Annotated in this window: 15 protein-coding genes; 8 read left to right on the top strand and 7 right to left on the bottom strand. The window is 54.9% G+C overall.

All coding sequences use genetic code 11. The features are described from left to right. Positions 1–251 (top strand): tyrosine-type recombinase/integrase (locus GIW28_RS29820; RefSeq protein WP_236448033.1); only part of this gene is annotated, 251 nt, incomplete at its 5' end. A 149-nt stretch (positions 252–400) separates the two neighbouring features. Here GIW28_RS29820 and GIW28_RS29815 read toward each other — a convergent pair. The 4 genes from GIW28_RS29815 to GIW28_RS29800 form a co-directional block, all read right to left on the bottom strand. Next, positions 401–895, bottom strand: coding sequence for a hypothetical protein (locus tag GIW28_RS29815; RefSeq protein ID WP_236448034.1), 495 nt, complete (start codon positions 893–895; stop codon positions 401–403). Positions 896–1,511: 616 nt separating this feature from the next. Continuing rightward, positions 1,512–2,351, bottom strand: coding sequence for a hypothetical protein (locus tag GIW28_RS29810; RefSeq protein WP_236448035.1), 840 nt, complete (start codon positions 2,349–2,351; stop codon positions 1,512–1,514). 351 nt (positions 2,352–2,702) lie between these two features. Next, the gene (locus GIW28_RS29805) at positions 2,703–3,938 is read right to left on the bottom strand and encodes a YcaO-like family protein (RefSeq protein ID WP_236448036.1); all 1,236 of its coding nucleotides are present in this window, start codon (positions 3,936–3,938) and stop codon (positions 2,703–2,705) included. Positions 3,939–3,944: 6 nt separating this feature from the next. After that, a complete protein-coding gene (locus tag GIW28_RS29800) occupies positions 3,945–4,175 on the bottom strand; it encodes a hypothetical protein (protein WP_236448037.1) in 231 nt (76 codons plus the stop codon). Between the two features lie 271 nt (positions 4,176–4,446). Between GIW28_RS29800 and GIW28_RS29795 the strand changes: the two genes are divergently transcribed. Then, positions 4,447–4,680, top strand: coding sequence for a hypothetical protein (locus GIW28_RS29795; RefSeq protein ID WP_236448038.1), 234 nt, complete (start codon positions 4,447–4,449; stop codon positions 4,678–4,680). Positions 4,681–4,755: 75 nt separating this feature from the next. After that, complete coding sequence (locus GIW28_RS29790; RefSeq protein ID WP_017136894.1) at positions 4,756–5,055, top strand: hypothetical protein; 300 nt, start codon at positions 4,756–4,758, stop codon at positions 5,053–5,055. A gap of 37 nt (positions 5,056–5,092) precedes the next feature. Here GIW28_RS29790 and GIW28_RS29785 read toward each other — a convergent pair whose 3' ends face one another. Beyond that, positions 5,093–5,332 carry a DUF6124 family protein gene (locus GIW28_RS29785; RefSeq protein WP_236448039.1) on the bottom strand — a complete coding sequence of 80 codons (240 nt, stop codon included), beginning with the start codon at positions 5,330–5,332 and terminating at the stop codon, positions 5,093–5,095. Between the two features lie 583 nt (positions 5,333–5,915). Next, positions 5,916–6,521, bottom strand: a complete 606-nt coding sequence (locus tag GIW28_RS29780) for a hypothetical protein (RefSeq protein WP_186617547.1) — start codon at positions 6,519–6,521, stop codon at positions 5,916–5,918. A gap of 124 nt (positions 6,522–6,645) precedes the next feature. Here GIW28_RS29780 and GIW28_RS29775 point away from each other — a divergent pair, with 124 nt between their 5' ends. Next, the gene (locus GIW28_RS29775; RefSeq protein ID WP_177034793.1) at positions 6,646–7,227 is read left to right on the top strand and encodes a nucleotidyltransferase family protein; all 582 of its coding nucleotides are present in this window, start codon (positions 6,646–6,648) and stop codon (positions 7,225–7,227) included. Here GIW28_RS29775 and chrA read toward each other — a convergent pair. Next, positions 7,208–8,419 (bottom strand): chromate efflux transporter, encoded by a 1,212-nt coding sequence (gene chrA, locus GIW28_RS29770; RefSeq protein ID WP_177034794.1) that lies wholly within the window; start codon positions 8,417–8,419, stop codon positions 7,208–7,210. The two genes, GIW28_RS29775 and chrA, sit on opposite strands and share 20 nt — an antisense overlap. 195 nt (positions 8,420–8,614) lie before the next feature. Between chrA and tspO the strand changes: the two genes are divergently transcribed. The 4 genes from tspO (at position 8,615) to GIW28_RS29750 (ending at position 11,122) form a co-directional block, all read left to right on the top strand. After that, positions 8,615–9,055, top strand: coding sequence for a tryptophan-rich sensory protein TspO (gene tspO / locus GIW28_RS29765; protein WP_138451968.1), 441 nt, complete (start codon positions 8,615–8,617; stop codon positions 9,053–9,055). Further along, positions 9,055–9,999, top strand: coding sequence for an alpha/beta hydrolase (locus tag GIW28_RS29760; protein WP_236447841.1), 945 nt, complete (start codon positions 9,055–9,057; stop codon positions 9,997–9,999). The genes tspO and GIW28_RS29760 overlap by 1 nt, the downstream gene beginning before the upstream one ends. Positions 10,000–10,064: 65 nt before the next feature. Beyond that, positions 10,065–10,604, top strand: coding sequence for a hypothetical protein (locus tag GIW28_RS29755; protein WP_176992079.1), 540 nt, complete (start codon positions 10,065–10,067; stop codon positions 10,602–10,604). Positions 10,605–10,624: 20 nt separating this feature from the next. Further along, complete coding sequence (locus GIW28_RS29750) at positions 10,625–11,122, top strand: GNAT family N-acetyltransferase (protein WP_017136902.1); 498 nt, start codon at positions 10,625–10,627, stop codon at positions 11,120–11,122. Positions 11,123–11,242: the final 120 nt, after the last annotated feature.

Genomic DNA, 11,242 nt, shown 5'->3' with positions numbered 1-11,242 from the left:
CCTCAGACCATCTATCCACTCGTCAATACGCTCGTATCGTCAAAGGCTGGGTGAAAGCCGTAGGCCTTGATCCAGCCATGTATGGCACTCACACAATGAGACGTACGAAGGCATCACTAATCTATCGTAGAACGAAGAACCTACGGGCGGTTAAGTTGCTGCTCGGCCATGCGAAGCTGGAGAGCACTGTTCGATATCTGGGTATTGAGGTCGATGACGCACTGGAGATGGCGGAACAGACTGAGGTTTGATCATGCATAGCGACGGTCGAAGTCAGGCCGTCGCTAACCGGCCAAAGGCGGACGCACAAAGAGCATACACGGGGTCAGACCACATTTAATAATAGCGGCCTGATCCTTACCCCCCCCCCCCGCTTGAACCACTGGTTAGGTACTTATACTTAGAGAATTTTAATTACATTTGGATCAATGATCACTAAGCTATAGCTTCCGGTATGTTCAACCTCGTTTTTATAGATTATCACCTTGTAACCTTGACTAAGCAGCAGTTTTTCGAGCATGGGGAATCCATACTCATTTGCCTGACGCTTACGCTTCTCTGAGGTTTCCTTGGAATCTTGACAATCTCTTATGTTTTCCCATGCTTTTTTATATTCCGGGACATTTGGAAAACAATCCTTCAACGCAACTGCAAGTGATTGCGCTCTATTCGATCCCCAGTCTGTACAAATCGAAAGAACTTCATTGGGAGATACGGTTATAGTACACCTGTAAATTTTATCTTGAGCTTTACCGGGTATATTTTCGGCGAGTCTTTTACTATCCAGTCTCTCTTTTGCAGCTTCTGAACTTCCGAAATGCGAGAAAGGGTTGAACGAGTCTATTCTATCGAACGTTCCATGATGCCAATCGTTTGTATTAATTATGTCGAACATATTTGCCTTCATGAGCACATATTGCCTAAAGTTCTTTAAGGGGAGGGCTTTAGTCCGCCGAGGTGAGCGAGGCGAATACTTTGAGCTGTTAGTTGAGATATTGCCACGGCCGCTATTTTTGCTTGAAAAATAGTAGCCCGTTACGCTGCAGATAAGGGTGGTGCAGAGAGCCACAATCCCATGGAAATATATATTTTAATTAGGTCAAAGAAAAGCACAGCAACAGAAACCAAAAGTATTAAAACAATTGGTTCGGCCAGCATGTGAGAGTGTCCGTTTTTCCAAGAGATCGCAGGATAACTCGAAATATGATCATCTTCGTAATTTATTTTTCTTGACGCAGACAGCACAGCTTTCCCGTTCCAAACTTGAGTTGCATGCTACGCCCCCAGCGCAATGAGCGCACTGAAGTAGACGGCCAGGCCTTTCAGTAAAAGCTGACTTCACTTTAGCCCTAACGTTTGGTTTAGCGATACCGTCCAAAATCGTCCGCTTCTGGCCGAACGCTGCCTGACGTAAAGGCTGCATTGGGCCAATTGCAGGCACGGATTTGGTAGGGTCTGGCTTTAGGCCATCCCTATTGAGCGAAGAGACGACTTTAAATACCCGCTGGTCGTCAATTACCTAGTTCCAGTTCTTTCTGTAGCTCACTCAAAATAGTTGAGGAGTTGATCACAACGTGATCACTGACAACCGGTTCCGCACCATGAATTATCGAGTTGCGAAGAGTTATTAGATTCCGGATTTCTCTATATAGCGACTCGCTAATTTTTTGGTTTCGGAAAAGCATTTCGGTTAGTTTTGCATTGGAAACGTGTCGGCGAGGTCGATTGGTGTATTTTATTGAAGATGTTGTTTGATATATTGATCCGTACTTGGCGATAATTTCCTCGATTTGATTATAGTTTTTCAAGAACTCTTCAAGGCTTCCTTTGTTCGCTCCCTCTATTGAAGGGTCCACCTGACTTTGAAGCTTCCTGCTTTCTCTTTCAATTCGTTTGGGAGATATGACTTCAAAAATAAAATAGGTCACAGCCAGTAATGTCATTACAAATGCGGACTGAGCTGAATTTATAATTATCGTACTAAGCGATGTTCCCGCACCCTCGTATGATATAGCCAGGTTTGAGAGTAGCAAGGTAACGACGGAAGACAGAGTTACAAATAGCAATAAAGTGAAATATCTACTTTTAAGGCTCTCTACAGCCTCAACCAAAGTTTCATCTTCAATCTCTTCACGACTTAGCTCGTTGCGGAAAAATATGAAGCCCGTGAGAGTTAATCCATAGACCCCGGCTAAAACTTGTGCTGAAGTTGAAAATAGATAAAGAATTTGATTTTCGTTTAGTATTAAGATTGGACTGCTTGCACCTACATAGCTTGTAGTTGCCGACATAAAAGTAAAAACAATACCGAAAAAGCCGATAATTTTTTTGGGTGCCCAGTAATTTTGCATTTGACTCTACTGTTAATTTGGCGATTAGATGAGTAAACTTTTGCGTCATTTTTTTCTAATGCCGCTTGTTGTTCTTGCTTCACATCCTTGATGTACGTGAGTGTCGTGCTAGCAAATTCGACATATTACGGGGAGGCAACGGGGTGTGACTTCTGCGCACATTACGGAGTTATCGAGTCGGTGTCTACGACCAGTCTACGGTTTTGAGCCCTGCTCCTCGTCACCGGTAGCTATTGGTGCTGACAACTGATCGCTCCTGGTCGATGACTGTCAATCGTCAATGCCTGACACAGACAAAAGCAAGTACGCACTCTGGGGAGAGTTTATTTACTACCTCAAGAGCCCGGTGCTTCACATGCTTTCGAGCGCTAGAGCGCCCCGGCCACCTGGAGCAAGTATCAAGCCCTCCGATACCAAGAAAAATCGCTCCAAAGAGGGAGCTACAACTTGTGTCACGCACACCGTACTGTCGTGGAGGGTTCGCGAGTAGGCTGTTACTCCTACAGAGGACAACCTTTCAATTACATAGCTTGTCTGCCCCTCTAGGGTATCGCAGAGCTCGCTGCGGTCATGCTTCATCAGATCAACAGCGACAACTGACACCGAGCCACCTCGATAGCTAAAGATTCCGTACTCAAGAAGACACCGCTGATACTTGGTCAGCCGCTGACCATGAAGCTCTCGCGCCAACGGCGCGCGATCCATTTCGAAGCTATAAACGTGGAATCCCTGCACGGCCTCAAGAACAGCTCTCTCGATGCCATAGGCCACCGAAAGAGACGAGCCGCTGCCGAAATATGTTTCATACGGCGGTTCCAGCTGTCGGATCTCTGCAAGACACGCCGGGATTCCGATATCGCTGGTCATGTCGTATAGTCTGAGCGTCGCCCGGGCCTCGTTCTCCGCCAACATGCAAATTTCCTTTAACTCCTGTGGCAGTGTGTCGATATCTATTATGCGCACGGGGTCTGCATTAGCCTTGAAGACAGTACGTAGAAGTTTTGTACTGAGAGCGTCTCGTTCAATGAGCTCCAGCAAACCATGAAGAATGGCTTCGCTCTTGCTCACACCGCTGGCCGTGCCGGAGTTAGTGCTGTAACGCCTCAAGCGGGCGCTCCCGAGGAAAGCCTCTTCAATCGAGTTTTCTGAAAGAAACTTCGGATGCGTCAAAAATGCTGGATATTCAATAGCCTGGCTATCACTCAGGCCTTCGAAGTGAATTCGACTTAATGGTACATCGTCAATTTCAGGATAGAGCTCTAATCTTGGGCTACCAAAATAGAACGCTGCATCGGAGCTGGAGCGATCGAGTGGTGCAATATACGAGCGCCTAATAACCCGATCAAGCTCATACTGATAATGCTCGATGGCTTCAAACAGCGCAGAAGCCGTCGACTGGTGACCAATCCCTTTACCTTTCCCCACGTACAACTTTCCGTACCTATCGGTAAGTGTGCAAACGGTGGATTTAAGCAAATCGCCATACTCGATTATAGCAATCTCAAGCGACAGTTCAGCGCAAGACCTTGTCGCCAGCGCTAAAGCTACTTCAACCTTAACGCTACGCTCCATCTGAAAGCTCGACATCGCCGCTTAATCATCCTGGCCCGCAGAGCTAAGCTTCAACACCTCAATAATTTCAGGCACGTTAGACTGCGGTACTTCGAAGGTTTTGACGCTCGATCCCTCTATGATTACAGTGAACTTCGGATATGTCCCATCTAAAATCTTTGCCCTCTCAATCTCTTCCAATATCTCGTTGACGGCTTGGAATGCAATAACTTTGTAGGACTTGTCGTGGTCGAATTTAGTTGTTTTTCCCATAAATTAATCCTCAATGCTCTATGCGAGCTCGTTGTAGGAGGAGAATTGCACCGCTGTGTTGACATTCGAGTTACCCCGATTGAACAAGCCAAGCGAGGTGTAACTATAGCGGATCTCATGCCCTATTCCAGTCTGATTTGGCAGGCAGGCTACTCCTTCTGACGGGCCGCTTCTGGCCGAAATCAGCCCCTTTCCACGCTAACCGGTCTACCATGGCACCCCCCGGCAGTGGTCCATGCGCTCCCGATCATTTTTTTATCAAGGTATCGCCATGTCCATCGACCAAATCTCCCTCCCAAAAGGCGTTGGCCCTCACGCCACCAAACTCCTTGATGCCATCACCGGCGCTTCCACCCACGAAGAACTCAACCGCGCTGGCGGCAAAGCCGAAGGATTTGTGTTGGGCCTGGAATCCACCAAAGCCATCAAAAGCCAGATCGCCGAATCCTTGTATGTGGCTTATGACGATGCGGCGAGTAATCGTGCGGGTGAGTTGAAGGGTTAAGAGCCCGGCACTACAGGAAGTTGCGCGCGCAGGGCGTTAGACTGGGCGCCTTTTATTGCTCAGGATGAGGCTGTCATGTTTAAAGTTGCTCTCGCGTCATTGCTGCTGGCGTGTGCCTTCGGCGCTCAAGCTGATACGACTGTTGATGTGTCGAAGATTTACGGCAACATCAAGTTCGTCAGTAGCTTCCCGGACTATAAGGTCAAGGTGGTAAACAGTTTCCCTGACCTTAAGGTAAAACAGGTGAGTAGTTTTCCCGACTCGGCCGGCAAGTGGAAAACAGTCGAGAGCTTCCCCGACTACAAGATCCAGATTGTTGACTCCTTTCCAGACTTCACTATTCAGTACGTTGATTCGTTCCCTGGGGTTAATTGAAGGCAGCGCCATCAGCGGCGCTGCCGTGGGCTGTTTATCAGCCAGGGCAAGGTGCTTCACGGTCGAGCAATTTGGCCGTGAGCAGCACGCCCAGTTCGCTCAGTTGGTGGATGGCCAGGGCGACGTCGCGGTGTTTGCCGCACAGGTCTTCGGACAGGTCGAGCAGTAGTGTGCTGACGCTGGTGAAGGTTTCGTAGCTGTTGGTGATGAGGGTTTCGGTGTTGGCGTCGGGGACGACGGTGAAGAGGGTGGTTGAGTCTGTTGTGTCATTAGCCATTGTTAAGTTCCTTGCTTGGGCTACAACCCCATCGCTACTAAACGAAAAGGCGGTAGCTGTACGCAGGTTAGTAGACCGGTGGAACCTAACAAAACCGGCGCGTCCGAGGACGCCCTACGCACAGCCACCATCAAGCACAGACGCAATGTCTGACGGATGAAGCTTGTGCACTTGTTAGGTTAAACCGAGGGCTACTAAACCCGATCACTGAACATTCAGCGACCGAGCCACCTTAGAGACGGCCACCTCAGCACACAAGCCGGCGGATTCTGACGCACGCGTAGGCAATGGAGCAAGGTGGTGCGGGCTTGTTCACCATTCCCTGTGGTTTGCACACTCCCTTGTGGCGAGCAGGCTTGCCCTGCGTTGGGCTGCGAAGCGGCCCCAAGAACAGGCGACTGGGTTTCCCTTTTGGACCGCGGTGGCTGGGTTGGGAGCGCTGCGCACTCCAGCGCAGGGCAAGCCTGCTCGCCACAACAAGCCTGCTTTCCACAACAAGCCTGCTTTCCACAACAAGCCTGCTTTCCACAACAAGCCTGCTTGCCACAACGAACCCGCTTTCCACAACAGTACTGCTCACCACTCAGAACGCCTGGTTCACCCCAACCCCACGCATGATCGAAAACCTTGGGTCGATCAGCTTCAGCGTTTGCTCACCCTTCAAGCGGCCCACCACCACGGTGTAGGTCTTGGGCACTTCGGAGAGGTTTTCCGGGTTACGGGCCAGTTTTTCAATCGCCGGGGTGTTGGCCCAGTCGGCGATGGTTTTCTGGCGAATGTCCACGGTCACCACCCAGGATTTATCCACGGCGGCGCCCATCGGGTTGGGGTTGGCGGCGATGTTCTGGATCTTGGCGATTTCATAGCCCTGGGCGTAGCAGAACCCGGACTCTTGCTGCACATAGGCGGCGCGGCCGTTGTCGGTGAGGCTGTAGGTGTTGGCGCTTTTGGTCAGCAGGCCGGCGTCGGTCAGCGCATCGAAGGCCGGCTGGTTGGCGCTGGAGGTGCCGCTCATGACGCTGTCACTCAAGGTCACCGGGAAGCGGTTGAACATCGCCGCCTTCACGCAGGACGCGCCTTCGAGCCTGGGTTGCAGCGCGGCTTGAATGTCGGTGTCCGACGGGCTGTCGCTGCAGGCGGTGAGCAGCAAAGCGGCGGCGGTGATGAGGGCCATTTCTCTGGTTCGCATCGTTTTATCCTTGACGATTGGTGGCGGGCGGGCAAAGTGTATAGAAACATTGCTGTCACGAAACCCTCCCCGCCGTCGTGTAGGTTCGGTGACTTGAGCCACCTTGAACACACAAGGATTAAACATGACATTGACCGTCAACACCCTGCTCGAACTGGCCATGGCCAACCCCATCAACGCCGAAATCACCGCGCGCCTGCCCGACCTTGGTGTGGAGCAGTGCATGCTCACGGCGGGCTGCCTGTTCCAGGCCGTCTGGAACCATCAGTCAAACTTGCCTGCGGCTCAGGGCGTAAAGGACTACGACGTCTTTTACTTCGATACGGATCTGTCCTACGAAGCGGAGGACAAAGTGATCCGCACCGCCGAAAGGTTATTTGAGGATTTGGGCGTCAATGTCGAGGTCAAGAACCAGGCGCGGGTGCACCTTTGGTACAGCGAGCGCTTTGGTCGGCCCTACCCACAGTTGCACTCGGCTAAACAGGGCGTGGACCGTTACCTGGTGGCCGGCACCTGCATCGGGCTGGAGATCGACACGGGCGAGGTGTATGCGCCCTATGGGTTAGCGGATGTGGAGCAGGGCGTGTTGCGCATTAACCCGCTGCACCGCGAGCCTGAGTTGTTCGCCGCCAAGGCCCGGAGTTATCAGGCGCGCTGGCCTTGGCTCACGATCGTGGCGCCTGAGGTTATGCCGGGCCGAGGCTGAGCAGCCATCCGAGCCCGGCGCTGCCCAGCACCACCAGCCACGGGGGTAATTTCCACACCATCAACGCCACCAGGGCAATCAGGGCCAGACCGAAGTCCCGGGCGCTGAAGATAGCGCTGGTCCACACCGGTTGGTACAGCGCTGCCAGCAACAGGCCAACCACCGCAGCATTCACGCCCGCGAGAGCCGCTTGGGTGCGCGGGCTGCGGCGCAGGCTTTCCCAGAAGGGCATTGCGCCCATCACCAGCAAAAACGAGGGCGCAAAGATCGCCAGCAGGCAGAGCAAACCGCCAGGCCAACCGGTGGGGGGCTGTTGCATCGACGCGCCAAGGAATGCGGCGAAGGTGAACAGGGGACCGGGCATGGCTTGCGCCGCCCCGTAGCCGGCCAGGAATACGTCGTTGCTCACCCAGAGTGTCGGCACGACCTCCGCTTGCAATAGCGGCAGCACAACGTGGCCGCCACCGAACACGAGTGCACCGGTGCGGTAGAACGCGTCGATCACGGCCACGTCTTGGCGGGTTGTGAACTGCGCCAGCAGCGGCAGGCCCGTCAGTAATACCAGGAACAACGCCAGCCACATTGCCCCGGTTCGACGGCTGAGGGTGATGGGCAGCGCGTCGTGGGTGGTCGGCGGCGGGGTATTGAGCCAGAGCAGGCCGGCCAGTGCCGCTGCGGCTATAACACCCACCTGGCCCCAGGCCGAGGTTTGCAGCAGGGCTATGCAGGCGGCGATCAGCATCACAGTGATGCGCGTTGCGTCGGTGCACAGGTTGCGCGCCATGCCCCACACGGCTTGCGCGACGACGGCGACCGCCACGACTTTAAGGCCGTGCAGCACGCCGGACGGGATGGCCGCGCTGTGTTGGGCAATACCCATTGCAAACAGGATCAGCACCACGGCCGACGGCAGGGTAAACCCCAGCCACGCCGCCAGCGCGCCGCCGTAGCCCGCCCGTGACAGACCCAGCGCAATGCCCACCTGGCTGCTGGCCGGGCCGGGGAGGAATTGGCACAGTGCTACAAGGTCCGCATAAGTGCGCTCACTCAGCCAGCGCCGCCGGGTGACGAACTCGTTGCGAAAGTAACCCAGATGCGCCACCGGACCACCGAATGACGTGAGCCCAAGGCGCAGGAAAATCAGGAATACCGACCAGGGGCTGGCGCGGTGGTCAACAGTGGAGAGGTTCAAGGCGCAGCATCCCAATGACGGCAAACGGATTAAGGCGTAGAGGCACCCTAGTCGATTTTGATGACGCGAAGAAGAGGCGCTGGTTTGTGCAAATTGCCGCGCTGGATGGAATTTATGCCCGTGTGTTTGAGTCATTGAAATGGCAGGGAACAAGGCCTCCCACCCATCACCGCTGATTTCAGCCCAGGACAGCCCATGATCTTCCTTATTTTCCTCATCGCCTGCGGCGCCGCCGCCAGTACCGGCATCATTTTCAAGCCCGGCCAGTGGTACGAAACCCTGGTCAAGCCCGGCTTCACTCCACCCAATTGGCTGTTTCCGGTGGCATGGACCGTCATCTACCTGCTGCTCGCCTGGGCGGGCTATCGCCTGACGATGATTCCTGGCAGCCAATTGGCCCTGGGCCTGTGGGCGGCGCAGATTGCGCTGAACACGCTGTGGACGCCGGTGTTTTTCGGGGCTCACAACCTCTTGGCCGGGATGGTGGTGATCGTGCTGCTGTGGCTGGTAGTGGCAGCGTTGGTGGTGATGGCGTTGCGGCTGGACTTGATCACCGGCTTGATCCTGTTCCCTTACCTGGCGTGGCTGAGCGTAGCGGCGGCGTTGAATTTCTCGATTTTGCGTAATAACCGCTGATGGCTCATAAACGCTGGCCCGCGAGCGAGGCTGAATTAGTCCAGATGCGCCAGTTCAATAAAAAGCTGGCCTGGCTGCCGCGTTTTAAAATCCGCAATCGCGTCACGCCGCGTTTGATCCAGGCGTTGCTGCGAGTCAGTCAAAAGGTCAAGAAAGCGCCTGCGGCTGAAACCCGCCGAGTGGCCGGTGTGCCCGTGCGCATCCTGCGGCCCGAGGGGAAAACCAACGGCGTGGTGCTGGATATCCACGGCGGCGGTTGGGTGATCGGCAATGCACAGATGGATGACGACCTCAACCTGGGCATGGTGCAGGCGTGCGGCGTGGCAGTGGTGTCGGTGGATTATCGGCTGGCGGTGGACACGCCGGTTGAGGGGTTGATGGAGGACTGCCTGAATGCCGCGCGCTGGTTGCTCAGCAGTGATGAGTTTGCCGACTTGCCGGTGTTCGTCGTGGGTGAGTCTGCCGGTGGGCATTTGGCGGCGGCAACCTTGCTGGCGCTTAAGCAATGGCCGGACCTGCTCAAACGCGTAAACGGCGCGGTGCTGTACTACGGCGTATACGACTTGACCGGCACACCGAGCGTGCGCACGGCGGGGCCCGAGACGTTGTTGTTGGACGGACCAGGCATGGTCGAGGCGCTGCGCATGCTCACGCCGGGCTTGAGTGATGAGCAACGTCGGCAGCCGCCGTTGTCACCGTTGTTTGGCGACTTTACAGGGCTGCCACCTGCGTTGATGTTTGTTGGGGAGCTGGACCCGCTCAAAGACGACACCCTGCTGATTGCCGAGCGCTGGGGCATAGTGGCAGAGGTACAAGCCCATCTGTTACCGGAATCGGCCCATGGGTTTATTCATTTTCCGGTGGCGATGGCGGATGGCGTACTTGCTTACAGCCGGCGGTGGATATCGGCGAGAATCCAGTCGGTACTCGCTTGTAGTGGTTAGCCATTCACCTGCACCCCGCGTAACCTCTGACACCCTGATTTCCAGATTCCCGCAAGGACGCACACGTGACCATTTCCCATGCAGTTGTAGGGCTATCGGCATTTTTGCTGGTGGCAGGTGTTCAAGCCGCCGAATACAACTTCTCGTTTGATGTGCCCTACGGGCAGTACGAGCGGCAATTCAAAATGAAGACCCCAGGTGACGGCACGTTGAGCTGCACGGTGTTCATCGAAAAAGAGTACCGGGGCGAGAAGTGGGTGCCGGCAGTGATTCTGGCGGCTGCCGAAGACGATGCCGAAGACGACACGCTGTTTCTGTCCAGTTCGACCGAGCCCAACGGCGGGCCGCGCACGTTCCACCTGCGCACGTTCAACCAGGCGAAGCCGGTCCTCGACAAGACGCTGTGGGAGGCCCCGGATGAGAAGGGCGTGTATAAGATGGCCGTGTCGTGGTATGCCAATGGCGCCATCGGTTATCAGTACGGCATCTACGCGAGTTGGCAAGAGAAGCAGTTCGTCGAGAAGCCAGGTTTTTCCACGCGGCATGTCAGCGTCCATGCGTCGGGCGTGAAGGGCTCTGCTTTGTGCTACGTGCATACCAAGTGACACGGAGCGATCGAGATTGTATGGCACAAAGCCCGACCATTCGGACGGTGACGGCCGCCGACCTTCCGCAGGTGCTGGCCTTTGTTCTGCAGGCCCGCGCCGAGCTTTTCCCCAAACTCAGCGCCACGGGCCTGCCGGATGACTTGGCGCGATTTGAGGCCGTTTACCTAAAGGGTGACGGCCAGTTTCTGCTGGCCTGTGTTGAAGATCAAATCGTGGCTGCCGTCGGCTATCTGCCGTATGACGGGCGCTTCCCGCAGTTGAATTACCAGGGCCGCAAAGTCGTCGAGGTGGTGCGCCTGTTTGTGCTGCCGGCGTTTCGCCGTTTTGGTTTGGCAGGGGAGTTGTATCGCGCATTGGAGATGAAGGCACAGGCGGATGGGGTAGAGGTGGTTTACCTGCACACCCATCCGTTTTTGCCGGGTGCGATTGATTTTTGGCGGCGGCAGGGGTTTGAGGTGATCGACGTCGAAGCCGACCCGGTGTGGCAGACCACGCATATGCAGCGGTATTTATAGATCAAGGTGGGAGCTGGCTTGCCTGCGATAGCCATAGAACGGTTAGAAGTCTGTCGCAAGTGGGCTGTTGTGGCGAGCAGGCTTGCCCTGCGTTGGGCTGCGAAGCAGCCCCAGTAAAGG

The sequence above is a fragment of the Pseudomonas sp. PA-5-4B genome (genome assembly GCF_021606215.1).
In the GTDB taxonomy this organism is placed as follows: Bacteria; Pseudomonadota; Gammaproteobacteria; order Pseudomonadales; family Pseudomonadaceae; genus Aquipseudomonas; species Aquipseudomonas edaphica.
The sequence above is the reverse complement of the archived record's forward strand: the minus strand, read 5'-3'. Positions and strand labels throughout refer to the sequence as shown.

What these genes read in the sequence shown, in the direction of transcription:
- GIW28_RS29815 (WP_236448034.1), bottom strand. Translation starts at nt 895, where the DNA reads ATGTTCGACATAATTAATACAAACGATTGGCATCATGGAACGTTCGAT.
- GIW28_RS29810 (WP_236448035.1), bottom strand. Translation starts at nt 2,351, where the DNA reads ATGCAAAATTACTGGGCACCCAAAAAAATTATCGGCTTTTTCGGTATT.
- GIW28_RS29805 (WP_236448036.1), bottom strand. Translation starts at nt 3,938, where the DNA reads ATGTCGAGCTTTCAGATGGAGCGTAGCGTTAAGGTTGAAGTAGCTTTA.
- GIW28_RS29800 (WP_236448037.1), bottom strand. Translation starts at nt 4,175, where the DNA reads ATGGGAAAAACAACTAAATTCGACCACGACAAGTCCTACAAAGTTATT.
- GIW28_RS29795 (WP_236448038.1), top strand. Translation starts at nt 4,447, where the DNA reads ATGTCCATCGACCAAATCTCCCTCCCAAAAGGCGTTGGCCCTCACGCC.
- GIW28_RS29790 (WP_017136894.1), top strand. Translation starts at nt 4,756, where the DNA reads ATGTTTAAAGTTGCTCTCGCGTCATTGCTGCTGGCGTGTGCCTTCGGC.
- GIW28_RS29785 (WP_236448039.1), bottom strand. Translation starts at nt 5,332, where the DNA reads ATGGCTAATGACACAACAGACTCAACCACCCTCTTCACCGTCGTCCCC.
- GIW28_RS29780 (WP_186617547.1), bottom strand. Translation starts at nt 6,521, where the DNA reads ATGCGAACCAGAGAAATGGCCCTCATCACCGCCGCCGCTTTGCTGCTC.
- GIW28_RS29775 (WP_177034793.1), top strand. Translation starts at nt 6,646, where the DNA reads ATGACATTGACCGTCAACACCCTGCTCGAACTGGCCATGGCCAACCCC.
- tspO (WP_138451968.1), top strand. Translation starts at nt 8,615, where the DNA reads ATGATCTTCCTTATTTTCCTCATCGCCTGCGGCGCCGCCGCCAGTACC.
- GIW28_RS29760 (WP_236447841.1), top strand. Translation starts at nt 9,055, where the DNA reads ATGGCTCATAAACGCTGGCCCGCGAGCGAGGCTGAATTAGTCCAGATG.
- GIW28_RS29750 (WP_017136902.1), top strand. Translation starts at nt 10,625, where the DNA reads ATGGCACAAAGCCCGACCATTCGGACGGTGACGGCCGCCGACCTTCCG.